At 68.4% G+C, this 25,024-nt stretch carries 18 protein-coding genes; 9 read left to right on the top strand and 9 right to left on the bottom strand.

The genetic code is table 11. The annotated features are described in order from the left end of the window. Position 1: 1 nt before the first annotated feature. Together ACEN9N_RS21070 and ACEN9N_RS21075 are read right to left on the bottom strand one after the other, a co-directional pair. The gene (locus ACEN9N_RS21070) at positions 2-838 is read right to left on the bottom strand and encodes an ABC transporter permease (RefSeq protein WP_413314867.1); all 837 of its coding nucleotides are present in this window, start codon (positions 836-838) and stop codon (positions 2-4) included. An 8-nt stretch (positions 839-846) separates the two neighbouring features. Next, complete coding sequence (locus ACEN9N_RS21075; protein ID WP_495654447.1) at positions 847-1,842, bottom strand: ABC transporter ATP-binding protein; 996 nt, start codon at positions 1,840-1,842, stop codon at positions 847-849. 94 nt (positions 1,843-1,936) lie between these two features. On the opposite strand from ACEN9N_RS21075, the gene ACEN9N_RS21080 reads away from it, so the two are divergent. Beyond that, a complete protein-coding gene (locus ACEN9N_RS21080; protein WP_495654448.1) occupies positions 1,937-2,785 on the top strand; it encodes an HAD-IIB family hydrolase in 849 nt (282 codons plus the stop codon). A 36-nt stretch (positions 2,786-2,821) separates the two neighbouring features. Here the strand turns inward: ACEN9N_RS21080 and ACEN9N_RS21085 are convergent, their stop codons facing one another. From ACEN9N_RS21085 to ACEN9N_RS21100, 4 genes are all read right to left on the bottom strand, one after another. Next, complete coding sequence (locus ACEN9N_RS21085) at positions 2,822-3,796, bottom strand: Bug family tripartite tricarboxylate transporter substrate binding protein (protein ID WP_495654449.1); 975 nt, start codon at positions 3,794-3,796, stop codon at positions 2,822-2,824. Between the two features lie 128 nt (positions 3,797-3,924). Then, positions 3,925-4,965: a histone deacetylase family protein gene (locus ACEN9N_RS21090; RefSeq protein ID WP_495654450.1), complete on the bottom strand. Its 1,041-nt coding sequence runs from the start codon at positions 4,963-4,965 to the stop codon at positions 3,925-3,927. A 7-nt stretch (positions 4,966-4,972) separates the two neighbouring features. Beyond that, positions 4,973-6,022, bottom strand: coding sequence for an ornithine cyclodeaminase (gene ocd, locus ACEN9N_RS21095; RefSeq protein WP_413315861.1), 1,050 nt, complete (start codon positions 6,020-6,022; stop codon positions 4,973-4,975). A gap of 135 nt (positions 6,023-6,157) precedes the next feature. Beyond that, positions 6,158-7,570, bottom strand: a complete 1,413-nt coding sequence (locus ACEN9N_RS21100; RefSeq protein ID WP_007827899.1) for an aminotransferase-like domain-containing protein — start codon at positions 7,568-7,570, stop codon at positions 6,158-6,160. Between the two features lie 163 nt (positions 7,571-7,733). Here ACEN9N_RS21100 and gabT point away from each other — a divergent pair, with 163 nt between their 5' ends. Genes gabT through ACEN9N_RS21135 form a run of 7 tightly spaced genes read left to right on the top strand, consistent with a single transcriptional unit; the run spans position 7,734 to position 15,841 of the window. Next, positions 7,734-9,026: a 4-aminobutyrate--2-oxoglutarate transaminase gene (gene gabT / locus ACEN9N_RS21105; RefSeq protein WP_413315865.1), complete on the top strand. Its 1,293-nt coding sequence runs from the start codon at positions 7,734-7,736 to the stop codon at positions 9,024-9,026. Between the two features lie 27 nt (positions 9,027-9,053). Continuing rightward, positions 9,054-10,148 (top strand): ABC transporter ATP-binding protein, encoded by a 1,095-nt coding sequence (locus ACEN9N_RS21110; RefSeq protein ID WP_369648969.1) that lies wholly within the window; start codon positions 9,054-9,056, stop codon positions 10,146-10,148. 55 nt (positions 10,149-10,203) lie between these two features. Then, on the top strand, positions 10,204-11,232 hold the full coding sequence (locus tag ACEN9N_RS21115; protein WP_007827892.1) for an ABC transporter substrate-binding protein: 1,029 nt from the start codon (positions 10,204-10,206) through the stop codon (positions 11,230-11,232). Between the two features lie 54 nt (positions 11,233-11,286). Continuing rightward, on the top strand, positions 11,287-12,510 hold the full coding sequence (locus ACEN9N_RS21120; protein WP_413315866.1) for an ABC transporter permease: 1,224 nt from the start codon (positions 11,287-11,289) through the stop codon (positions 12,508-12,510). Between the two features lie 22 nt (positions 12,511-12,532). Next, positions 12,533-13,351: an ABC transporter permease gene (locus ACEN9N_RS21125; RefSeq protein WP_369648971.1), complete on the top strand. Its 819-nt coding sequence runs from the start codon at positions 12,533-12,535 to the stop codon at positions 13,349-13,351. 14 nt (positions 13,352-13,365) lie between these two features. Continuing rightward, entirely contained in the window at positions 13,366-14,325 is a 960-nt protein-coding gene (gene speB, locus ACEN9N_RS21130) for an agmatinase (protein ID WP_042672569.1), read from the top strand. A gap of 37 nt (positions 14,326-14,362) precedes the next feature. Next, on the top strand, positions 14,363-15,841 hold the full coding sequence (locus tag ACEN9N_RS21135; RefSeq protein ID WP_495654451.1) for an NAD-dependent succinate-semialdehyde dehydrogenase: 1,479 nt from the start codon (positions 14,363-14,365) through the stop codon (positions 15,839-15,841). 35 nt (positions 15,842-15,876) lie between these two features. Here the strand turns inward: ACEN9N_RS21135 and uvrA are convergent, their stop codons facing one another. Then, positions 15,877-21,726 (bottom strand): excinuclease ABC subunit UvrA, encoded by a 5,850-nt coding sequence (gene uvrA / locus ACEN9N_RS21140; protein WP_495654452.1) that lies wholly within the window; start codon positions 21,724-21,726, stop codon positions 15,877-15,879. Between the two features lie 178 nt (positions 21,727-21,904). On the opposite strand from uvrA, the gene ACEN9N_RS21145 reads away from it, so the two are divergent. Continuing rightward, positions 21,905-23,020, top strand: a complete 1,116-nt coding sequence (locus ACEN9N_RS21145) for an ABC transporter substrate-binding protein (RefSeq protein ID WP_413335594.1) — start codon at positions 21,905-21,907, stop codon at positions 23,018-23,020. An 18-nt stretch (positions 23,021-23,038) separates the two neighbouring features. Here the strand turns inward: ACEN9N_RS21145 and ACEN9N_RS21150 are convergent, their stop codons facing one another. Then, the gene (locus ACEN9N_RS21150; RefSeq protein WP_007827873.1) at positions 23,039-23,185 is read right to left on the bottom strand and encodes a hypothetical protein; all 147 of its coding nucleotides are present in this window, start codon (positions 23,183-23,185) and stop codon (positions 23,039-23,041) included. A gap of 119 nt (positions 23,186-23,304) precedes the next feature. Beyond that, on the bottom strand, positions 23,305-24,999 hold the full coding sequence (locus tag ACEN9N_RS21155) for an MFS transporter (protein ID WP_495654453.1): 1,695 nt from the start codon (positions 24,997-24,999) through the stop codon (positions 23,305-23,307). Positions 25,000-25,024 lie beyond the last annotated feature (25 nt).

Below are 25,024 nucleotides of genomic sequence, written 5' to 3' on the forward strand. Positions count from 1 at the left end.
GTCAGCCGCCCTGCACTTCCAGCCTGCGCATCGTGCGGTCCATGGCGGCATGGCCCAGCGCGACCAGCACCACGATCCAGAAGCACTGCAGTCCGAGCCCGGCCAGCGCATGCGGTCCGCTCATCAGCCCGAAGTAGAGCCGCGCGGGAATGTCGACCACGCCGGCCAAGGGTTGCATCAGCAGCGCTGCCTGCCAGGCGTCAGGCAGCAGCACCAGCGGCAGCAGGTTGCCCGAGAACACGATGACGACCGGGCCCGCCAGTGCGTTGATGCCGCGCTCGTTGAGCGCCGCGACCGTCGCGATGTTGAGCAGCATCACCATCGCGGTCGACAGCAACAGCGCGAGGACGGCCGATGCGAGGAACGCGACCGCGGCGGCAAGGCTCGCCGGTGGCTGCCAGGCCCAATCGCCCAATCCGGCCAGCGGCAGCGCGACGGCCGCGAAGACGGCCATCAGCGCCACGCGCGGCAGCGCGCGGGCCGCAATCCAACCCGCGCTGCGCACGAACCACAGCGCATAGGCATCCACCGGCCGCAGCCGGTCGTAAGCCACGGCGCCGGTGCGCACGGCCTGCGCCACCTCCGGGTCGCCGAGCCACGGCACCAGCACGAGCAAGCCCTGCGAGAGCCAGCTGTAGGTGATCGCCTGCGCGAGCGACATCGGCGTGCCGGCCATCGACGCGCCGCCGTAGAAGGCCGCCAGCACCATCACCTTGATGCCGCCCCACCAGCACTGCGTGCCGAAGCCCGCGAGCGCCGCCGTGCGGTACTGCAGCATCTGCAGGAAGCGAGACGCGAAGGCCGCGACGTAGGGGCGCACCAGTTCGCGCACGGGCATCGGCGTCATCACGCCTCGGCCGCCCCATGCATCGCATAAAAGCGTGCGATGACGGCCTCGATCGCCAGGCCTTCGAGGCGGATATCCTCCACCGCATGCGCGGCCGCGATGCGCGCGATCAGCGCGGGCGCCGTGGTCACGGCCGGATCGAAGTCCAGCACCAGTGTCTGCCCGTCGCGCGAATGCATCCTCGCGCCGGCCACCCGTTCGGGCAGTTCGGCGTCCTGCGCGAAGTCGACCACGAGGCGCCGCTCGGCCATCACCTGCGCGCGCAGCGCTTCAACCGGGCTGTCGGCCAGCACGCGGCCGTGGCCGATGATGATCACGCGCCGGGCCAGCGCCTCGATGTCGTGCATGTCGTGCGTGGTCAGCAGCACGGTGGTGCCGCGCTCGCGGTTGGCGCGGCGCACGAAGTCGCGCACCGCCAGCTTCGACGGTGCATCGAGCCCGATGGTCGGCTCGTCGAGGAACAGGATGTCGGGCTCGTGCAGCAGCGCCGCAGCGATCTCCGCGCGCATGCGCTGGCCCAGCGAGAGCTGCCGCACCGGCTGATCGAGCACGCGCTCCAGGTGCAGCAGCGCGACCAGCTCGTCGCGCGTGCGGCGGTAGCGCTGCGGATCGACGCGGTAGATGTCGCGCAGCAGGTCGAAGCCGTCGCCCACGGGCAGGTCCCACCACAGCTGAGTGCGCTGACCGAAGACCACGCCGATACGCGCCACGTGGCGCTCGCGGTCGGCGAAGGGATCGCGGCCATCGATCTCCACGCGCCCGCCGTCGGGCCGCAGGATGCCCGCGAGGATCTTGATGGTGGTCGACTTGCCCGCGCCGTTCGGCCCGATGAAGCCCAGCAGCTCGCCCCTCTCCAGCGCGAACGACACGCCCGACAGCGCCTCCACCGTGCGGTGCCGGCGCTGCACGAGCCCGCGCAGTGCGCCCATCACGCCGGGATCGCGCTCGGAGATTCGATAGGTCTTGCGGAGGTGGTCGACGAGGATGTGAGGCATGGAAGGCGCCGCTCCGGCCTCGATGGCGCGGCAGGGGGCGGGATGCTACACGAAAGCGCCGGTACGATCACCGACTCCCCAAAAGATGCACGCCATGCCTTCGCAGTCGCCTCCCTTGCCCTCCCCGCCCCATCATCTGCAGCCGCTGGCCCAGTGGCCGGCGGCCGCGCGCAGCGCACTCGTGGGCGTCTTCACCGACATCGACGACACACTGACCCACGAAGGCGCGATCACGCCCGATGCGCTGCAGGCGCTGGGCGACCTCAAGGCCGCGGGCCTTTGCGTCGTGGCGATCACCGGCCGGCCGGTGGGCTGGAGCCTGCCCTTCGTCAACACCTGGCCCATCGACGCCATCGTGGCGGAGAACGGCGCAGTGGCGCTGCTGCCCACCGCCGACGGCCGCGTCGAGAAGCGCTACCAGCAGGACGCCGCCACGCGCGCCGCCAACTTCGCGCGCATGCAGGCCGTGCTGGCGCGCATCGAACGCGAGATCCCGGGCGTTGGGCGCGCCACCGACTCGCCGGGGCGCGAGACCGACATCGCCATCGACCACAGCGAGTTCGTTCAGCTGAGCGACGCGACGATCGCTCAGGTGGTGGCGTTGATGCGCGGCGAGGGCATGCACGCCACCGTGAGCAGCATCCACATCAACGGCTGGTATGGCGACAACGACAAGCTCGAAGGCGCGCGCTGGATCACGCGTGAGCTGTGGGGCCGCGCCCTCGACGACGAGATGGACCGCTGGGCCTACGTGGGCGACTCCACCAACGACCAGTTGATGTTCCGCACCTTCGCGCACAGCATCGGCGTGGCGAACGTGGCGCGCTTCGTGCCGCAGCTGGAACACCTGCCGCGCTATGTGACGCAGGGCGAGCGCGGTGCGGGGTTTGCCGAAGCAGCGCGCGCGATCATCTTGGCGCGCCCGGGCCTCGACACTGGCTGACCCGGCCGACGGGCAATCTGGATGAAAGCCGCAGGCTTACTTCTCCTTGGCCAACCCCAGCTTCTCGATCACCACCTTCTCCCGCACCACCGTGTCCTGCGCAAACTTGGTGTACTGCGCCGAACTCATGTAGTTAGGCAGCATGTCGTAGCGCCCCAGCGCCGCTACGTAGCTCGGCTCTTCCATCGCCTGCTTGAACGCGTCGTGCAGCTTCTTCACCACTTCGGGTGGCGTGCCCTTGGGGGCGCCGATGCCGAAGGGCGAGTTCTGCACCACGTCGTAGCCAAGTTCCTTCAGCGTCGGCGCGTCGGGGAACTTCGCGAGGCGCTTCTCGCCCCAGGTGTTCAGCACGCGCAGCTTGCCGGCCTCCACCTGCGGCGCGAAGCCGGTGCTGTCGGCGGCAGCCATGAGCTGACCACTGACCACCGCGAGCATCAGGTCGGCGCTGCCTTTGTAGGGCACGTGCTGCAGCTCGATGCCGGCCTTCTGCGCGACGATCTCGGTGGTCAGGTGCGGGCTGGTGAGGTTGCCGGTGGAGCCGTACGTCAGCTTGCCGGGGTTGGCCTTGGCGTAGGCGACAAAGTCGGCCCAGGTCTTGAAGGGGCTGTTGGCAGGCACGACGATGCCGAAGGCATAGCCCGTGACGTTGATGACGTACGTGATGTCCTTGAGCGGATCCCAGTTGATCTTGGTGGTGTAGCCCATGCGGAACACGCCCAGCGGGATCTGCGCGACGGTGTAGCCGTCGGGCTGCGAGGTCTGCAGCGCCTGCGCGGGCAGCGTGCCGGCGGCGCCGGGCTTGTTGTCGACGATCACCGGCTGGCCGAGGATCTTGCTCGCGTTGTCGGCGAGCTGGCGCATGGTGATGTCGGTCGGGCCGCCGGCCGGAAACGCGACGATCAGCTTGATGGGCTTGGTGGGAAAGCCCTGCGCGAAGGCCGCCATCGGAAAGGCGAGGCTGCAGGCAGCGAGCGTGGCGGCGGTACGGAGGAAGGCGGAGCGGCGGAGCATGGCTGACGGGGGTCCTGACTTTGAAACCGCCAATTGGGCCTTGCCCCGTTGGCGAAGGCAATCGGGGCTCCCCTGATTTCCACGGGGAAACCCGGGCCATCGTCACATCCGAGACGCCCGCGCGTCAGCTACGCCTGCTCGAAGCCTTCGAGCACGTTGACGGCGTTGATGCCCACCTCGGCCACCGCATAGCCGCCCTCGAAGACGAACACCGTGGGCAGGCCCGCGCGCGCGAGGTCTTCGCCCATGCGCAGGTAGTCGTCGCTCCCGAGCCTGAAGCCCGCGACCGGGTCGCCCTCGAAGGTGTCGACGCCGAGCGAGAGCACGAGCGCGCCGGCCTTCACCGCCGCGATGCGCTCGAGCGCGGTCTTCAGCGCCGCGCGCCACGCCGAGAAGTCCGTGCCGCGCGGCAGCGGCAGGTTGTGGTTGAAGCCCTCGCCCCGCCCCGCGCCGCGCTCGTCGGCATGGCCCAGGTAGTACGGATAGTCCGTCAGCGGATCTCCGTGCAGGCTGGCGAAATGCACGTCGCTGCGCTCGTAGAAGATGGCCTGGGTTCCGTTGCCGTGGTGGTAGTCCACGTCGAGCACGGCCACGCGCTCGACGCCCGCATCGCGCAGCGCCTGCGCCGCGACCGCGGCGTTGTTGAGAAAGCAGTAGCCGCCGAAGAAATCGGCGCCCGCATGGTGGCCCGGCGGCCGCGTGAGCGCGAAGGCGGCGCGCGCGCCGCCAACGACGCGCTGCGCCGCGGTCCACGCGCAGGCCGCGCCATGGCGCGCCGCGGCCCAGCTGCCCGCCATCAGCGGCGTGCCGGCATCGAACGAGAACAGCCCCATGCGCGCCTGAAAGCTCTTCGGCAGCACATCGGTGCGCATGCCGCGCGTGGGCCAGTACGAGGGCAGCGCATCGCGCGACACGTTGGACGGGTCGAGCGCCACCCACTCATCCCACGCATGCGCGATGAAGTCCAGGTAACGCGGCGCATGCACCTTGGCCAGCAGCGCCTCGTCGAAGGCATCGGGCGCCTGGAGCGCGCCGAGGCGGCGGCGCTCCAGTTCGTGTTTCACATGGTCGACGCGGGCCGGAACCTCGAAGCACGGCACGAGTTCGCCGCGGAACATTTCGACTCTGCCCTGGTGAAGAACGTGCTGGTCGTTGTAGATCGTGAGCATGCCGCCATCATGCCGCACGCCGCAGCACCGCCCGGCGCCGGCCCGAGGCCGTGAGGCCGAACAGGTCCTTCGGGTCGTCGAGCTCGGGCACCAGCGCGATCTGCTGGCCGATGCCGCGCTCGGTGGCGAGGCGCTGTATGTAGCGAAGCGCCGTGTAGTCTTCCAGCGCGAAGCCGACCGAGTCGAACAGCGTGACCTGTGTGGGAGTTTCGCGGCCGGGCACTTCGCCGAGCAGCACGCGCCACAGCTCGTGCACCGGAAAGTCGGCCCCCACCTGCTGGATCTCGCCCTCCACGCGGGTCTGCGGCTCGTACTCGACGAACACGCGCGCCTTGTGCAGCACGTCGGGGTGCAGCTCGGTCTTGCCGGGCGAGTCGCCGCCCACCGCATTGATGTGCATGCCCGGCTCGATCATGTCGGGCGTGAGCACGGTCGCGCGCCCCTGGCAGGCGGTGACGGTGGTGACGATGTCGGCGCCGCGCACGGCATCCGCCACGGAGCCCGCGCGCACGATGTCCAGCGGCGTGCACGCCGACAGGTGCCGCACCAGCTTGTCGGTGGCGTGCGGATCGGTGTCGTACACGCGCACTTGCTCGATGCCCAGCAGCGCATGGAAGGCCAGCGCCTGGAACTCGCTCTGCGAGCCGTTGCCGATCAGCGCGAGGCTGCGCGAACCGGGCCGCGCCAATGCCTGGGCGGCCATGGCCGAGGTGGCGGCCGTGCGCAATGCGGTGGTGAGCGTGAGTTCGGAAAGCAGCACCGGGTAGCCCGTGTCGACTTCCGCCAGCACGCCGAAGGCCATGACGGTCGGCAGCCCGAGCTGGGTATTGTTCGGATGCCCATTGACGTACTTGAAGGCATAGGCGCCGTCGTCGGCCACCGGCATGAGCTCGATCACGCCGAGGTGCGAATGGCTGGCCACGCGGGCCTTCTTGTCGAACTCGCGCCACCGCAGGAAATCGTCGCGCAACGCGTCGGCCAGGGCCGTGAGGAACTGCGGAACGCCGGTCTCGTCCACCAGGCGGACCAGGCTGTGAACATCGATGAAGCGGGTCATGGCATGGCTCCTTGCGTAGCCCTGCCGCGGCGCTTCATCCCCTCACATGTTTACTCCACCATGGCTGGTTCAGGATGCGCCTGCGCCAAGGGTTGAAGCCATTGTGCGCCTGCTTGCGCGGCATTGCGAGCGACGTCAGTCGTACCTGCGCTGTTCTTCGATGCTGCGCTCCAGGAAGCGCCAGAGCCGCTCGTCCTCGCTGAAGGCCACGTTGAAGCGCAGCCAGCCGGTGGGATGCGGATTGACCAGGAACAGCTGGCCCGGGCCGAGCATGATTCCCTCGGCCGCAGCGCGCCGCGAGAGCTCGGAGCTGTCGGCGATGTCGGGGTGCCGGGCCCACAGGTACATGCCGGCCGCGGCCTCATGGAACAGCTCGAAGCCCAGCGCGTCCAGCCGCCTCGCGACGCTGCCCTGCGCCTGCGCGAGGCGGTCGCGCAGCGCCTTGAGATGCTTGCGCCAGCGGCCGTCGGTCACGGTGCCGAAGGCCAGGCGCTCGGTGATGTCGGAGGAGGTGAGGCCCGAGACCATCTTGAGCTGCGCCAGCTCATCGAGCAGCTCCGGCTGCGCGACCACGTAGCCGACGCGGATGTTCGGCGAGATGGTCTTCGAATAGCTGCCCACGTAGACCACGCGGCGCAGCTGACCCAGGCTGGCGAGCGAGGGGCGCATCGACGCGTCCATCTCGGCGTAGATGTCGTTCTCGACCAGCGTGAAGTCGTGCGCCTGGGCCAGCTGCAGCAATTGCACCAGCTGCGGCAGCGAAGCCATCGAGCAGGTCGGGCTCTGCAGCCGGGGCTGGGTGAAGAAGGCCTTGGGCCGGTGCTGAGCGAGCAGCGCCTCGAGCGCGGGCATGTCATAGCCCGAAGGGATGCGCGGCACGCCGATGATCTCCACGCCCAGGAAGCGCAGCATGAACATCAGGTTCGGATAGCCGGGGTCGTCCACCAGCACCGCATCGCCCGGCTTGAGCAGCCGGCGCGCGACCAGGTCCAGGGCCTGGCTGGAGCCCTGGGTCAGCAGGACCTGTGCGGCATCGACCACGATCTGCTGCTCCGACAGCGCCTCGGCCGTCGCCATGCGCAGCGCCATGTGGCCGAAGGGCAGGCCGTAGCCGCCGATGTCGGTGCCTTCGGAGGCGAGGTGGCGCAGGCTGCGGCGCATGCCGTCCTCGAACAGCCAGTCGTGCGGCAGCCAGCCGCAGCCGGGCTTGAGCGGCAGGTTGCGGTTTTCGAAGATCTGCTGAAGGTACCAGCGGGCGTCGAAGCGGGGGTCCGGGCGGGGCGTGCTGGCCGCGCCGGCGGCGCTCTCGTCGCTGCGCCGCTTGACGAAGAAACCCGCGTTGGCGCGAGAGACCAGCAGGCCCTGGGCCACCAGCCGGTCATAGGCCTCGACCACCGTGAAAACACTGACGCCGTGCGCCGCGGCAAAGGCGCGGATCGACGGCAGCTTGCTGTCGGCCTTGAGCTTCTGGGAGCCGATCAGTCCGCGCAGCCCTTCCACGATCTGGCTTACCAGCGGCGTCGGCTGTTCGGGGCGAAGAATGAGCATCGGGGGGCGTCTCCGGCAGTCCGGGCTGCACCATATTGAGGAAAGTATGTACAGGATACAAGACCAGTACAGTCTTCCGGGCGATCACTTCCGGTGTACATGGCTGGATCGATTCGCGCGACCTAGAGTGCCGGCATTCCTCCTTCAAAGCACAGGTCGTACCATGCAACGCGAACCCCATCTCAGCAATGCCGCCCTCATGGCCCGCCGCAGCGCGGCCGTCGCCCGCGGTGTGGGCCAGGCCCATGAAATCTTCGTCGCCCGCGCCGCCAACGCTGAACTGTGGGACGTCGAGGGCCGCCGCTACATCGACTTCGCCGGCGGCATCGCGGTGCTCAACACCGGCCACTGCCACCCGGAGATCAGTGCCGCAGTGAAGGCGCAGGTCGATCTCTATTCGCACACCTGCTTCCAGGTGGTGGCCTACGAGCCCTATGTGGAGCTGGCCGAGCGCCTGAACGCACTGGCGCCGGGCGCGTTCGCGAAGAAGTCGATCTTCCTGAGCACCGGTGCCGAGGCGGTGGAGAACGCGGTCAAGATCGCCCGCGCCCACACCCGGCGCCCCGGCGTCATCGCATTCACGGGCGGCTACCACGGCCGCACGATGATGACGCTCGGCCTGACCGGCAAGGTCGCCCCCTACAAGATCGGCTTCGGCCCCTTCCCGGGCGAGGTGTTCCATGCGCTGTACCCGAACGCGCTGCACGGCGTGAGCGTGGACGACGCCCTGCACTCGGTCGAGCTGCTGTTCAAGAACGACATCGAGCCCGAGCGCGTGGCGGCCTTCATCCTGGAGCCGGTGCAGGGCGAAGGCGGCTTCTACGTGGCGCCCAACGATTTCGTCGAAGGCCTGCGCGCGCTGGCGGACCGCCACGGCATCCTCATCATTGCCGACGAGGTGCAGACCGGCGCGGGCCGCACCGGCACCTGGTTCGCCAGCGAGCAGTGGCCCGTGGCGCCCGACCTGATCACCACCGCCAAGTCGATGGCGGGCGGCTTCCCGATCTCCGGCGTGGTGGGCCGCGCCGAGGTGATGGACGCTCCCGCGCCCGGCGGCCTGGGCGGCACCTATGCCGGCAGCCCCATCGGCTGTGCCGCGGCACTCGCGGTGCTCAAGGTGTTCGACGACGAGCAACTGCTCGCGCGCAGCCGGGCGCTGGGCGAACGGCTCACGGCCGGCCTGCGCCGCATCGCGGCCGGCGAGCCGGCCATTGGTGACGTGCGCGGGCTCGGCGCCATGGTGGCCATCGAGCTGTTCGAGCAGGGCGACACCGCGCGGCCCGATGCCGCACTGACCCGCCAGGTGGTCGCGGAGGCGGCGCGGCGCGGGTTAATCCTGCTGTCATGCGGCACCTACGGCAATGTAATTCGTGTACTGGTGCCGCTCACGGCATCCGACTTGCTTGTGGACGAAGGCCTGGCGCTTCTCGCGGACAGCTTCGCCGCGCTGCGCTGATCGACCGATCCTTTCCCGGAATCCTCCATGACAGCAGAACCCTTGGTGCGCTTCCAGCGCGTCCAGAAGACCTACGACGGCGAACACCTGGTGGTGCGCCAGCTCGATCTGGACATCCACCGCGGCGAGTTCCTGAGCCTGCTCGGGCCTTCGGGGTCGGGCAAGACCACCACGCTGATGATGCTGGCGGGCTTCGAGTCGCCGACCTCGGGCGAGATCCTGCTCGACGGCAAGCCGATCACCCGCACGCCGCCACACAAGCGCAACTTCGGCATGGTCTTCCAGAACTACGCGCTGTTTCCGCACCTGAGCGTGGGCCAGAACGTGGCCTACCCGCTCACCGTGCGCAAGGTTTCGAAAGACGAGCAGCAGCGCCGCGTGCAGCGCGCGCTCGACATGGTGCAGCTGCGCGGCATGACCGACCGCCTGCCCGGCCAGCTCTCGGGCGGCCAGCAGCAGCGCGTGGCGCTGGCGCGCGCGCTGGTGTTCGAGCCGCAGCTGGTGCTGATGGACGAGCCGCTCGGCGCGCTCGACAAGCAGCTGCGCGAGCACATGCAGCTCGAGCTCAAGGACCTGCACCGCCAGCTCGGCGTGACCTTCGTCTACGTGACGCACGACCAGGGCGAAGCGCTCACCATGAGCGACCGCGTGGCGGTGTTCAACGAAGGCGTGATCCAGCAGCTGGACACGGTCGACCGGCTCTACGAGACGCCATCCAACCGCTTCGTGGCCGGCTTCGTCGGCGACAGCACCGTGCTCAAGGGCCAGCTGGACCGCGGCGGCGAGCACGCCGAGATGAAGCTGCCCGACGGCCGCGTGCTGCGCGGGCTCAACGTCGGCGGCGCGGCCGCGGGTGCGGCCGTGGAGGCCTGCATCCGCCCCGAACGCGTGGTGCTGCACCGCCGGCCGGAGACGCAGGGCACCAACATGCTCGCCGCCGAGGTGGCGCGCGTCATCTACTACGGCGACCACCTGCGGCTCTTGTGCAGCGTCGGCGGCGGCCAGACCGAAGCCACCGTGAAGCTGCCGCTGGACGGCCTCGACGGCGCCGCTGCGCCGCGGGCCGGCGAAGCGGTGGTGCTCGAATTCCCCACCGCGCACGCGCGCATCTATGCCCCCTGATCCCGGTCCGTTGTTGTTCCCTCGTTTCCTTTCATCACCCAGGAAGATTTCCATCATGAAAAAGACATTCCTCGCCTGCATCGTCGCCGCCAGCTTCGCGCTGCCGGCCCTGGCCCAGCAGCAGCTCACCGTGGTCAACTTCGGCGGCGCCAACGCCAATGCCCAGAAGAAGGCCTATTACGAGCCCTACGAGAAGACCGGCACCAAGATCATCCCGGTCGAATACAACGGCGAACAGGCCAAGATCAAGGCCATGGTCGAAACGAAGAAGGTCACCTGGGACGTGGTCGAAGTCGAATCGCCCGACGCGGTGCGCGGCTGCGACGAGGGCCTGTTCGAGAAGCTCGACTATTCGAAGATCGGCAGCAAGGCCGACTTCCTGCCGGCCGCGGTCACCGACTGCGGCGTGGGCCTGTTCGTGTGGTCGACCGTGATGGCCTACAACGGCGAGAAGCTCAAGACCGCGCCCACCAGCTGGGCCGACTTCTGGGACGTGAAGAAGATCCCCGGCAAGCGCGGCATGCGCAAGGGCGCGCGCTACAACCTCGAGTTCGCGCTCATGGCCGACGGCGTGAAGCCGGCCGACGTGTACAAGGTGCTCGCCACCAAGGAAGGCGCCGACCGCGCGTTCAAGAAGCTCACCGAGCTGAAGCCCAACATCCAGTGGTGGGAAGCCGGTGCGCAGCCGCCACAGTTCCTGGTGGCCGGTGACGTGGTGCTGACCACGGTGTACAACGGCCGCATCGACGCGGCCAACCGCGAAGGCCGCGACCTCAAGATCTACTGGCCGGGCGGCATCTACGACCTCGACTACCTGGTGATCCCGAAGGGCGCCCCGAACAAGGAAGCCTCGCTGAAGTACATCCAGTTCACGATGCAGCCGGCCAACCAGGCGGTCTATGCACAGAGCATCGCCTACGGCCCCACCAACACCAAGGCGCTGGCCTCGCTCAGCCCCAAGGTGCTCGCCGACCTGCCGACCTCGGCGGCCAACGCCAAGGATGCGCTGCAGTTCAGCGTCGGCTTCTGGGCCGACCAGGGCGAGGCGCTCGAGAAGCGCTTCGCGTCCTGGGCCACGCAGTAAACGAGCGGCGCGAAGAAGGCCATGCACGCGGCAACGTCTGTCCCCCAGGTTTCGATGCAGGCTCCGCCCGGCGAGCTTCGGCGTGCGCTGGGGCGCGCCGAAGCCCGCCGCAAATGGCGCGCCTTTGCGCTCACGGTGCCGCTGCTGGTGTTCCTGCTGCTGACCTTGCTGGTGCCCATCGTGGCGCTGCTGCAGCGCGCGGTCGAGAACCCCGAGGTGGCCAACGCACTGCCGCGCACCGTGCGTGCGCTCGACGGCTGGAACCGCAAGGAGGCGCCCGCGCCAGCGGCCTTTGCGGCCATAGCAGCCGATCTCGCCCAGCTGCCCGACAGCTCCGACGCGGGCGCCCTGGCGCGCCGCCTCAACACCGAGATCGCGGGCGCCCGCTCGCTGGTGATGGGCACCTTCCGGGCGCTGCCGATCGCCGGCACGCCGGAAGAAGTCAAGGCGCGCATGCTGGAGCTCGACCCGCGCTGGGGCGAGGCGCCGTACTGGCAGGCGATCGCCAAGAACGGCTCGCGCTGGACGCCCGACTACCTGCTCGCCTCGGTCGACCTGCGGCGCGACGTGGCCGGCGAGATCGAGCGCATGCCCGCCGACCAGCGCGCCTTTGCCGGCATCCTGCTGCGCACCTTCCAGATCAGCGCCGTCGTCACCTTCTTCTGCCTGCTGCTGGCCTATCCGCTGGCGTGGTGGCTGTCGACGCTGCCGGCGCGCAAGGCCAACGTGCTGATGATCCTGGTGCTGGTGCCGTTCTGGACTTCCATCCTGGTGCGCGTGGCTGCCTGGATCGTGCTGCTGCAGTCCGAGGGGCTGGTCAACCGGGGCCTCATGGGCATCGGCCTGACCGACCATCCGCTGGCGCTGCTGTTCAACCGCACCGGCGTGATCATCGCGATGGTGCACATCCTGCTGCCCTTCATGATCCTGCCGCTCTACAGCGTCATGAAGAGCGTGCCGCCCACCTACCTTCGCGCAGCCGTCTCGCTGGGCAGCTCGCCGCTGGCGGCCTTCTTCCGCGTGTACGTGCCGCAGACCTATCCGGGCATCGGCGCCGGCGCGCTGCTGGTCTTCATCCTGGCGATCGGCTACTACGTGACGCCGGCGCTGCTCGGCGGCGCGGACGACCAGATGCTGAGCTACTACATCGCGCGCTACACCAACGTGGAGATCAACTGGGGCATGGCCTGCGCGCTGGGCGCCGTGCTGCTGGTCGCCACGCTCCTGCTGTATGCCGTCTACCGCCGCATCGGCAAGGCCGAGCTGAGCCTCGGCTGAGCGGCACGAAGGACCGACAAGCATGTTCAAGCTTCCCCAATTCCCGGCCTACGCCACCTTCGCCGACAAGCTCGGCTGGTGGCTGGTGCGCGCCGGCTGCGTCGCGGTGCTGGCCTTCCTGCTGGCGCCGATCCTGGTGGTGATTCCGCTGTCGTTCTCCGACAGTTCGTTCCTGGCCTACCCGATTCCCGGCTGGTCGCTGCGGTGGTATCGCAACCTCTTCGAATCGCCCGAGTGGGCGCGTGCGGCGCGCAACAGCTTCATCGTCGCGCCGGCCGCCACGGTGCTGGCCACCGTGCTGGGCACGCTGGCGGCGGTGGGGTTGTCGCGCACGAGCTTCGCCTTCAAGGGCCTGCTCATGAGCGTGCTGATCTCGCCGATGGTGGTGCCGATCGTGGTGGTGGGCGTCGCCACGTACCTCTACTTCGCACCGCTCGGGCTGGCCGACACTTACTTCGGGCTGATCGTGGTGCACGCGGCGCTGGGTGCACCTTTCGTGCTGACCACGGTGCTCGCCACGCTGGCCGGCTTCAACCAGAACCTGGTGCGCGCATCGCTGAGCCTGGGCGAGACACCGTTCAGGACTTTCATGCGCGTCACGCTGCCGGTGATTGCGCCAGGCGTGATCTCGGGCGCGTTGTTCGCCTTCGCCACCTCGTTCGACGAAGTGGTGGTCACGCTGTTCCTCGCGGGGCCCGACCAGGTCACGCTGCCGCGCCAGATGTTCACCGGCATCCGCGAGAACATCTCGCCCACCATCGCCGCCGTGGCGACGCTGCTGATCATCTTCACCACCACGCTGCTGCTCGCGCTCGAATGGCTGCGCGGCCGGCGGCGCTGAACCCGCTCCACACGATGCCGATCACCACGACACCGAACCAGCCGCTCGGCGGCAACACCATGCCGCGCTTCGCCGGCCCCGGCACGATGATGCGGCTGCCGGCCGCAACTTCGCCGGAGGGGCTGGACGCGGCGTTCATCGGCGTGCCGCTGGACATCGGCACTTCCAACCGTCCGGGTGCACGCTTCGGGCCGCGCCAGATCCGCGCCGAATCGGCGCTGCTGCGCCCCTACAACATGGCCACCGGCGCGGCGCCTTTCGACCGGCTGAACGTGGCCGACCTGGGCGACGTGCCGATCAACACCTATTCGCTCGAAAAGTCGATCGACATCGTTTCGACCTTCTACGACTCGGTGCTGGCCGCCGGCTGCGCGCCGCTGACGCTGGGCGGCGACCACACCATCGCGCTGCCGATCCTGCGCGCGGTGGCGCGCAAGCACGGCCCGGTCGCGCTGGTGCACGTCGATGCGCATGCGGACGTGAACGACGACATGTTCGGCGAGCGCATCGCGCACGGCACGCCGTTCCGCCGCGCCGTCGAGGAAGGCCTCCTGGCCTGCGACAAGGTCTGGCAGATCGGCCTGCGCGGCACCGGCTATGCGGCGGACGATTTCGACTGGCCGCGCGAGCAAGGCTTCACGGTGGTGCAGGCGCACGAGGTCTGGTACCAGTCGCTCGCGCCGCTGATGGCGCAGGTGCGCGAGCGCATCGGGCCGACTCAGCCGGTCTATATCAGCTTCGACATCGACGGCATCGATCCTTCGTTTGCTGGCGGCACTGGCACCCCGGAGATCGGCGGGCTCACCGTGCCGCAAGCATTGGAGATCGTGCGCGGCTGCCGCGGGTTGAACGTGGTGGGCGCCGATCTGGTGGAGGTCAGTCCGCCCTACGACACGAGTGGAAACACTGCGCTGCTCGGGGCCAACCTGCTTTACGAAATGCTCTGCGTACTCCCCGGTGTACCTTTCCGCTGACACCGGCTACTCATTTCTCCCAGGACAACACGACACCATGGATACGAAGACTTCCCCTCTCTCGCTGCTGAACGACCCGACCCTGCTCAAGACCGATGCGCTGATCGCCGGCGAATGGACAAAGGGCGCCAGCCGCTTCGACGTGAACGACCCGGCCACCGGCCTGAAGCTGGTCGACGTGGCCAACCTCACGCGCGCGGACGCCGAGCTCGCCATTGCCGCTGCCGACAAGGCGCTCGCCGCCTGGCGCGGCAAGACCGGCAAGGAGCGCAGCATCGTGCTGCGCAAATGGTTCGACCTGCTGACCGCCAACACCGAAGACCTCGGCCGCCTCATGACCGCCGAGCAGGGCAAGCCCTTCGCCGAGGCCAAGGGCGAGGTCGCCTATGCCGCCAGCTTCGTCGAGTGGTTCGCCGAAGAGGCCAAGCGCGTGAACGGCGAGGTGCTGCCGCAGTTCGACAACAACCGCCGCCTGCTGGTGATGAAGCAGGCCATCGGCGTGTGCGCGGCCATCACGCCGTGGAATTTTCCGCTGGCCATGATCACCCGCAAGGTGGCGCCGGCACTGGCCGCTGGCTGCACGGTGGTCATCAAGCCGGCCGAACTCACGCCGCTGACTGCGCTGGCCGCAGCGGAGCTGGCCGTGCGGGCCGGCATTCCGGCGGGCGTGCTCAACGTGCTCACGGCCGACAGCGCGAACAGCATCGCGATCGGCAAGGCGCTGTGCGAGAGCGACGTCGTGCGCCACCTGAGCTTCACGGGCTCCACCGAAGTGGGCCGCATCCTGATGAGCCAGTGCGCGCCGACGGTCAAGAAGCTGTCGCTCGAACTCGGCGGCAACGCGCCCTTCCTGGTGTTCGACGATGCGGACGTGGACTCGGCGGTCGAGGGCGCGATGGCCAGCAAGTACCGCAATGCCGGCCAGACCTGCGTTTGCGCGAACCGGCTGTATGTGCAGGACGGCATCTACGACGCCTTCGTCGAGAAGTTCGCGGCCAAGGTCAAGGCGCTCAAGGTCGGCAACGGCTTCGAGGATGGCGTGGTGCAGGGTCCGCTGATCGAGGATGCGGCTCTCGACAAGGTGCAGCGCCACGTCGACGACGCCGTCGCCAAGGGCGGCAAGGTGCTCGCGGGCGGCCACCGGATGCAGGGCCAGTTCTTCGAGCCGACCGTGGTTGCCGAAGCCACCTCCGACATGCTGTGCGCGCGCGAAGAAACCTTCGGTCCCTTCGCACCCGTGTTCCGATTCAAGACCGAGCAGGACGGCATCGATGCGGCGAACAACACAGAGTTCGGCCTCGCGAGCTACTTCTACACCCGCGACGTGGGCCGGATCTTCCGCGTGGCGGAAGCGCTGGAATACGGCATGGTCGGCATCAACGCCGGCGTGATCGCCACCGAGCATGTGCCGTTCGGCGGCGTGAAGCAGTCGGGCCTGGGGCGCGAGGGCTCGCACCACGGCATGGACGACTACGTGGAGATCAAGTACCTCTGCCTGGGCGATATCCAGAAGTAGGAAGAAAAGAAGGGCGGGGGCGAGCCCGCCCTGCCCTATCGCGCCAGCACCGGCGCCAAGGCCACGCCGGTGTGCGTGCCCAGCCGCACCACCTCTTCGGGCGGCGCCGCCGCGACGATGCGCCCGCCGGCGTTGCCGCCTTCGGGCCCGAGGTCGAGGATCCAGTCGGCCTCGGCGATCAGGTCGAGGTCGTGCTCGATCACCACCACGCTGTGGCCGCCATTCACCAGCCGGTGCAGCACGTGGATCAGCTTCTCGACGTCGGCCATGTGCAGGCCCACGGTCGGCTCGTCGAGCACGTACAGCGTGTGCGGCGCCTTCTGGCCGCGGCGGGTGACGTCGTCGCGCACCTTGCTGAGCTCGGTCACCAGCTTGATGCGCTGCGCCTCGCCGCCCGAGAGCGTGGGCGAAGGCTGCCCCAGCGTGAGGTAGCCGAGCCCCACGTCCTTCAGAAGCTGCAGCGGGTGGCTGATGTTGGGCATGGCCGCGAAGAACTCGACCGCCTCGTCCACCTCCATCTGCAGCACCTCGCCGATGCTCTTGCCGCGCCAGCTCACGGCCAGTGTCTCGGGATTGAAGCGCGCGCCGTGGCACACCTCGCAGGGCACCTTCACGTCGGGCAGGAAGCTCATCTCGATGGTGCGCACGCCCGCGCCCTCGCAGCCGGGGCAGCGGCCTTCGCCGGTGTTGAAGCTGAAGCGTGCCGGGCCGTAGCCGCGCGCCTTGGCTTCGAGCGTGTCGGCGAACAGCTTGCGGATGGTGTCCCAGAAGCCGATGTAGGTGGCCGGGCAGCTGCGCGGCGTCTTGCCGATGGGGGTCTGGTCGACCTCGAGCACGCGGTCGATGGACTCGTAGCCCTCGACGCGGTCGCAGCCGGACCAGGCCGGGCGCTTGCCCGCGGCATCAGCGTCGCGGCCGGCCTTGGTCATGCGCTGGACCACGATGGCATGCACGCTGGCCAGCAGCACGTCGCGCGCCAGCGTCGACTTGCCCGAGCCGCTCACGCCGGTGACCACCACGAGGCGGTGCAGTGGCAGCGTGGCCGTCACGTCCTGCAGGTTGTGCAGGTCGGCGCCGTGCACGGTGAGCCATTGGCCGCTCTCTTCGGCCTTCGGGTCGGGCAATGGAACCAGGCGCCGCGCATGCAGTGGATGCCGGATCGCATCACGCAGGTAGCGTCCGGTCTGCGAATCGCTCGCCTGCTGGATGTCGGCCACCGAGCCCTCGGCCACGAGCCGGCCGCCGCGCTTGCCCGCGCTCGGGCCGATGTCGATGATGTGGTCGGCGCGGCGGATGGTGTCTTCGTCGTGCTCCACCACCACCAGCGTGTTGCCCTTGTCGCCGAGTTTGTGCAGCGCGTCGAGCAGGATCTGGTTGTCGCGCGCGTGCAGGCCGATGGTCGGCTCGTCGAGCACGTAGCACACGCCCTGCAGGTTGCTGCCCAGCTGCGCCGCCAGGCGGATGCGCTGCGCCTCGCCGCCCGAGAGCGTGGGCGCGCCGCGGTCGAGCGTGAGATAGCCCAGGCCCACCTCTTCCAGAAACTCCAGACGGCTCCTGATCTCGGGCACCAGGTCGCGCGCGATCTCGGCTTCACGGCCCGCGAGCGCCAGCCCTTCGAACCACTGCCGCACCTCGGTCACGCTCATGCGCGCGAGTTCGGTGATGCCGATGCCGCTAAGGCCATCCGCCGGCGAGGCGCCGAAGCTCACGGCGCGCGCCGTGGCGTTCAGGCGCGTGCCCTCACATGTCGGACAGGCGGTGTCGGCCAGGTCTTCCACCTCGGGCTCGGCGAAGGTCTGCTCGCGGCCCTTGTTGTCGTCATCGCGGATGGAATCGTCGAAGACCTTGCGCTGGTCCTTGCTGAGCTTCACGCCCGTGCCCACGCAGTCGGGGCACCAGCCATGCTTGCTGTTGTAGCTGAACAGGCGCGGGTCGAGCTCGGCGTAGCTGGTGCTGCACACGGGGCAGGCGCGCAGCGTGGAGAACACGTTCACACGGCCGATGCCCGAGGCCGACACGCCGGCCATCATCGCGGCCTTGAGCCCGTCGAGCTCGCTCAGCACATGCACCACGCCCTTGCCGTGTTCGAGCGCCTTGGCAAGCGCCTCGCGCAGCTCGGTTTCCTTCGCGGGCAGCACGTCGAGGCTGGCCACCGGCAGCTCGATGCTGTGCTCCTTGAAGCGGTCGATGCGCGGGAAGCCGGTGGTCGGCAGGAAGTCGCCGTCCACGCGCAGGTGCGTGAAGCCGCGCGGGCGCGCCCAGTCGGCCAGCTCGGTGTACACGCCCTTGCGGTTGCTCACCAGCGGCGCGAGCAGGCCGATGTGCTGGCCCTTGAAATTGCGCATCAGCTGCGCGGCGATGCTGTCGGGCGTCTGTGGCTGCACGGCGGCGCCGTCGTGGATGCAGTGCTGGATGCCCAGCTTCACGTACAGCAGGCGCAGGAAGTGCCAGACCTCGGTGGTGGTGCCCACCGTGCTCTTGCGGCCGCCGCGCGACAGGCGCTGCTCGATGGCCACGGTCGGCGGAATGCCGTACACCGCGTCCACCTCGGGCCGGCCGGCCGGCTGCACGATGCTGCGCGCATAGGCGTTGAGTGATTCGAGATACCGTCGCTGCCCTTCGTTGAACAGGATGTCGAAGGCGAGCGTCGACTTGCCCGAGCCGCTCACGCCCGTCACCACGCTGAACTTGCCGCGCGGAATGTTCACGCTGAGGTTCTTGAGGTTGTGCTCGCGCGCATTGACGATCTCGATCGCATGGCCGCCGGGCGCCGTCTTCGCATTGGCGATGTAGCGCCGCGCGGCGCGCTCGGCCACCTTGTAGGCCTCGGGGCCGATCGCCAGGTCGTAGTCGGCCAGCGCCGCGCCGGTGAGCGAGGCGCGGTTCTCGCGCAACTGCTCGGGCGTGCCCTCGGCCACCACCATGCCGCCGCCCTCGCCGCCTTCGGGGCCGAGGTCGATGCACCAGTCGCTGGCGCGGATCACGTCGAGGTTGTGCTCGATCACGATCAGCGAATGGCCGGCGTCGAGCAGCTTGCGCAGCGCGCGCATCAGCCGCGCGATGTCGTCGAAGTGCAGGCCGGTGGTCGGCTCGTCGAACAGGAACAGCGTGCCCCGGCGCGCCACCGACTGCTTGCTCGCGGTCGCGCTCTTCGCCGCTTCGGCGAGAAAGCCCGCGAGCTTCAGGCGCTGAGCCTCGCCGCCGGAGAGCGTCGGCACGGGCTGGCCGAGCTTGACGTAGTCGAGCCCCACGTCGGAGATCGGCTGCAGCACGCGCAGCACGTCGCGGTCGGCCTCGAACACGGTGGCCGCTTCGGCCACGGTGAGGTCGAGCACGTCGGCCACGTTGTAGCTCCTGCCCTTGCGCTCCACGCGCACTTCGAGGATCTCGGGGCGGTAGCGCTTGCCGTCGCAGTCGGGGCAGCGCAGGTACACGTCGGACAGGAACTGCATCTCGACGTGCTCGAAGCCCGAACCGCCGCAGGTCGGGCAGCGCCCGTCGCCCGAGTTGAAGCTGAACTTGCTCGCCGTATAGCCGCGCTGGCGCGACAGCGTGGCCGTCGCGAAGATCTCGCGGATCGCGTCCCAGGCGCCTACGTAGCTCGCGGGGTTGGAGCGCGCGGTCTTGCCGATCGGCGACTGGTCGACGAAGACCACGTCGCCGAGGTGATCGGCGCCGAGCATGCGGTCGTGCGCGCCGGGCGTTTCCGTGGCCTTGCCGAAGTGGCGCATGAGCGCGGGCGCCAGCACGTCCTGGATCAGCGTCGACTTGCCCGAGCCGCTGACGCCGGTGACGCACACCAGCCGCGCGAGCGGGAACTCGACCGTGACGTTCTTCAGGTTGTGCTCGCGCACGCCTTCGAGGATGAGCCGGTGCGTGTTCTCGCTCACGAGCCGCTTGAAGCCCATGCCGATCTTCTTGCGCCCGCCCAGGTACTGGCCGGTGAGCGTGTCGGCGTCGCGCAGCTGGTCGGTGGTGCCATCGAACACGATCTGCCCGCCGCGCGCGCCGGGGCCTGGGCCCATGTCGATCACGCGGTCGGCCGCGAGCATCACGGCCGGGTCGTGCTCGACCACGACCAGCGTGTTGCCCGCATCGCGCAGGCGCAGCATGGCCTCGGTGATGCGGTTCATGTCGCGCGGGTGCAGGCCGATGCTGGGCTCGTCGAGCACGAACAGCGTGTTGACCAGCGAGGTGCCGAGCGCGGTCGTGAGGTTGATGCGCTGCACCTCGCCGCCGCTCAGCGTGCGGCTCTGGCGGTCGAGCGTGAGGTAGCCGATGCCGACGTCGTGCAGGTAGCGCAGGCGGGTGGTGATTTCTTCGAACAGCAGCTTCAGGGCCTGTGCTTCCCCGGTCTTGGCTCCTTCCCCCGCTGGGGGAAGACTGGGATGGGGGCTCGCGGCCTCATTCGAGGCAGCAGGGCTTGCAGGCGCTGCCGGCCCCCACCCCTGCCCTCCCCCGGCGGGGGAGGGAGAAACACCCATGCGGTCGAAGAATTTACGCAGCCGCTCGATCGGCAGCAGCATCAGGTCATGCAGGCACAACCCCGGCAGTGCCTCCAGCTGAGCCCGCGTCCACTTCGCCCCCGTCGGCATGAATCGCTTCCCGGGTGGCAACACCGCGTCTGCATCTTCCTTGCTGCCGATGCGCCAGATCAGGCTGTCGAGCTTCAGGCGCGCGCCGCTGCAGGTCGGGCATTGCGTATAGCTGCGGTACTTCGACAAGAGCACGCGGATGTGCATCTTGTAGGCCTTGCTCTCCAGGTAGCCGAAGAAGCGCCGCACGCCATACCACTGCTTGTTCCAGTTGCCTTCCTTGTAGTTGGGCGTGCCCTCGATCACCCAGTGCTTCTGCTCCTCGGTGAGCTTGTTCCAGGGCGTGTCGCGCGGGATGCCGGCGGCCTCGGCGTGGCGCATGAGGTCGTCCTGCGCTTCTTTCCACGCGGGCGTCTGGATGGTCTTGATGGCGCCGGCGCGCAGCGTGAGCTTGTCGTTCGGAATCACGAGGCCCAGGTCGACACCGATCACGCGGCCGAAACCGCGGCAGGTGTCGCAGGCGCCCACGGCCGAATTGAACGAGAACATCGACGGGATCGGGTCGGCGTAGCGGATGTCGCTCTCGGGGCAGTGCAGGCCGGTGGAGAACTTCCACACGTCCGTCGGCGCGTTTTCCTCGGCGCCGGTCGCATGCACGGTGACGCGCCCGCTGCCGCGCTTGAGCGCCACCTCGATCGCCTCGACCACGCGCGCCCGCTCGGCGCCCGATGCACGGAAGCGGTCGGCCACCACGTCGAGCACCTTGCGCGGACCGGTGGGCGTGGCCACCTCGCGCTCGGCCTGCACGCGCGTGAAGCCGCTGGCCGACAGCCACTGCGTCACTTCCTCGGCCGTGGTGCTCGCTGGCAGCTCGACCGGAAAGGTGACCACGAGGCGCGGATCGCCCGCAGCCGTCGCGCGCTCGACGATCTGCGCGTAGATGCTGTCGGGCGAGTCGTGGCGCACCGGCAGCGCGGTCTCGCGGTCGAACAGGTCGGCCGCGCGCGCGAACAGCAGCTTCAGGTGGTCGTTCAGCTCGGTCATGGTGCCGACCGTGGAGCGCGAGGAGCGCACCGGGTTGGTCTGGTCGATGGCGATGGCGGGCGGCACGCCCTCCACCTTGTCGACGGCCGGCTTGTCCATGCGGTCCAGGAACTGGCGCGCGTAGGCGGAGAAGGTCTCCACGTAGCGCCGCTGGCCTTCGGCATAGAGGGTGTCGAAAACGAGGCTCGACTTGCCCGAGCCGCTGGGCCCGGTGACCACGGTCATCTCGCCTGTGCGGATGTCGAGGTCGAGGTTCTGGAGGTTGTGCTGGCGCGCGCCGCGAATCCGGATGGAGCCCTGTGTCATGAGTGCCTTGGGGGGTGGGGCAAACATTCTAGGGAGTGGCCCATGACGGGTTCGTGCAGTACTTCACAAGGTCGGTGGCTTCGCAGGGGTTTGTCCGGATGGAGTTGAAGACACTTTTAGAAACAAATAGCACATTTGTTTTCGATTGCTTCCGAGCTTGTCGAGAGGAGAAATTTCCATGAAGAAGATGACGCGCACGCTGTGTGCCGCCGCGCTGCTGGCACTGTCGGCGGCCGGCGCTCCGGCGCAGATCCTGATCGGACAGACCGCCGGCATGACCGGCTCGGTGGCCGCGGGCGTGAACGAGACCATCGGCGGCGCCCAGCTGGTGATCGATGCGGCCAATGCCCAGGGTGGCATCCACGGCGAGAAGATCGAGATGATCCGCATGGACGACGCTTTCGACGTCAAGCGCGCCAGCGAGAACGCCCGCGTGCTGATCGAGGACAAGAAGGTGCTGGCGCTCTTCATGAGCCGCGGCACGCCGCACTCGCAGGCCATCATCCCGTGGCTCGACAAGTACGACGTGGCGCTCATCGGCCCCTCGACGGGCGCGATGGTGCTGCACAAGCCGCTGCAGAAGCACGTGTTCAACGTGCGCGCCACCTACCAGCGCGAGGCCGAGAAGGCGGTGCAGCACCTGCTGACCATCGGCCTCACGCGCATTGCGGTGGTGCATGTGACCGACTCGTTCGGCGCGGACGCGCTCGAGGGTGCGATGACCGGCTTCACCAAGGGCAAGGCCAAGCCGGTCGTGACCATTCCGGCCGACCGCGAGAAGCCCGACTACAAGACCATCGTGCCGGCCATCAAGGATGCCGATGCACAGGCCGTGGTGTGGATCGGCTCGGGCGTCGCCGTGGTGGACGGCATCAAGGCGCTGCGCGCCGCGGGCTCCGCGGCGCAGGTGGTCACGCTGTCGAACAACGCTTCGTCGGGCTTCATCAAGCAGCTGGGCGACGCGAGCCGCGGCGTGATCGTGACGCAGGTGTTCCCGAACGAGCGCTCGCTCGGCCAGCCGATGGTGAAGGAAGCCCTGGCCCTCGCGCAGGCCAAGGGCCAGGCCGAACTGTCGCCGGCCACGCTCGAAGGCTTCGCCTCGGCCAAGGTGCTGGTGGAGGCGCTGCGCCGCGCGGGCCCCAAGCCCACACGCGCAAAGATCGTGGCGGCGCTCGACAGCCTGCGGGGCTACGACCTGGGCGGCGGGCTCGAGGTGAGCTACTCGCCGCAGGATCACAGCGGCATCGATTTCGCGGACCTGTCGATCATCAGCGACGGCAAGTTCAAGCGCTGACCGCTGCGCGGCGCCTTCCTACTTCGGCGCGGCGGCGGGCGCCGTTTCGTGCGCTGCGTCGGCGCCATGCTTCTCGCCCGACATGTCGACCTTGTCGCCGGCCTTGGAAATCACGAACAGAGCGATGGCGGCAAAGACGATGAAGCCGACGGCGAGTTTCCACATGGGTGCTGTCTCCTGACGAGGTTGATTCAAAGGGCTCAAGAAAAAGGCTTCATGCGGTTGGCATGAAGCCTCTTTGTTGAACGGAGGGCGGATGGCGCCCTCCTTTGCGCGAGCAGCGATCAGTCGTTGGCGTAGATGTCCACGTTCTTCGTTTCGCGGATGAAGAGCGTGCCCACCACCAGCGTGACACCGGCGATGATGATCGGATACCAGAGGCCGTTGTACATGTTGCCGGTGGAGGCCACGATGGCGAAGGCGGTGGTCGGCAGCAGGCCGCCGAACCAGCCGTTGCCGATGTGGTACGGCAGGCTCATCGAGGTGTAGCGGATGCGCGTGGGGAAGAGTTCCACCAGCATCGCGGCGATCGGGCCGTAGACCATGGTCACCAGCAGCACCAGCCAGAACAGCAGCAGCACCGTCAGCACCTTGTTCATCTTCGCGGGGTCGGCCTTGGCCGGGTAGCCCGCGACCTTCAGGTCTTCGGCCACGCTCTTCTTGAAGGCGGCGATTTCCTTGGCGGAGCCCTCGTCGAACTTGGAGTTCACGACGTTGCCGACGGGCGCCTCGACCGACTTGTCGCCGATCTTCACGACGGCCTTCGAGCCCGGCGCGCCGGCCACGTTTTCATAGCTCACCGAGTTCTGCACCAGGTAGCGCTTGGCGATGTCGCACGAGCTCCTGAAGTCGATCTCGCGGGCCACCGGGTTGCCCTGGAACGAGCAGGTCGACGGGTCGGCCGTCACCGTGACGCCGGCCGTGGCCTGTGCACGGGCCAGGTCGGGGTTGGCGGCTTCGGTCAGCATCTTGAAGACCGGGAAGTAGGTGACCACGGCCAGCAGGCAGCCGGCCATGATGATCGGCTTGCGGCCGATCTTGTCGGACAGCGTTCCGAAGACCACGAAGAACGGCGTGCCGATCAGCAGCGCGGCGGCGATCATCAGGTTGGCCGTGGTCGCATCCACCTTGAGCTGTGCCGTCAGGAAGAACAGCGCATAGAACTGGCCCGAATACCAGACCACGGCCTGGCCTGCCGTCAGGCCGACCAGCGCCAGGATCACGATCTTGAGGTTCTTCCACTGGCCGAAGGATTCGGACAGCGGCGCCTTCGAGGTCTTGCCCTCGGCCTTCATCTTCTGGAAGGCCGGCGACTCGGACAGCGAGAGCCGGATCCACACCGACACGCCGAGCAGCAGGATCGACACCAGGAACGGAATGCGCCAGCCCCAGTCGTTGAACACCGCTTCGCCCATGCCTTCGCGAACGCCCAGGATCACCAGCAGGCTCAGGAACAGGCCGAGCGTGGCGGTGGTCTGGATCCACGAGGTGTAGGCGCCGCGCTTGCCGTGCGGCGAGTGCTCGGCCACGTAGGTGGCGGCGCCGCCGTACTCGCCGCCGAGCGCGAGGCCCTGCAGCATGCGCAGCGCGATCAGGATCACCGGCGCAGCGACGCCGATGGTCGCGTAGCTTGGCAGCAGGCCGACGATGAAGGTCGACAGGCCCATGATCAGGATCGTCACCAGGAAGGTGTACTTGCGCCCGATCATGTCACCCAGGCGGCCGAACACGATGGCACCGAACGGACGCACCAGGAAGCCCGCGGCGAACGCCAGCAGCGCGAAGATGAAGGCGGCGCCCGCATCGAGGCCGCTGAAGAACTGCTTCGCGATGATCGCGGCGAGCGAACCGTAGAGATAGAAGTCGTACCACTCGAACACGGTGCCGAGCGAGGAGGCGAAGATGACCTTCTTCTCCTCCGAGGACATGGGCCGGGGGGCCGGATGCGGCACTCCCCGTGAATCTAGTGTGGCTGCCATTGCGTCGTCTCCTGTGTGTGTGCGT

This window comes from Variovorax sp. Varisp46 (assembly GCF_059491885.1).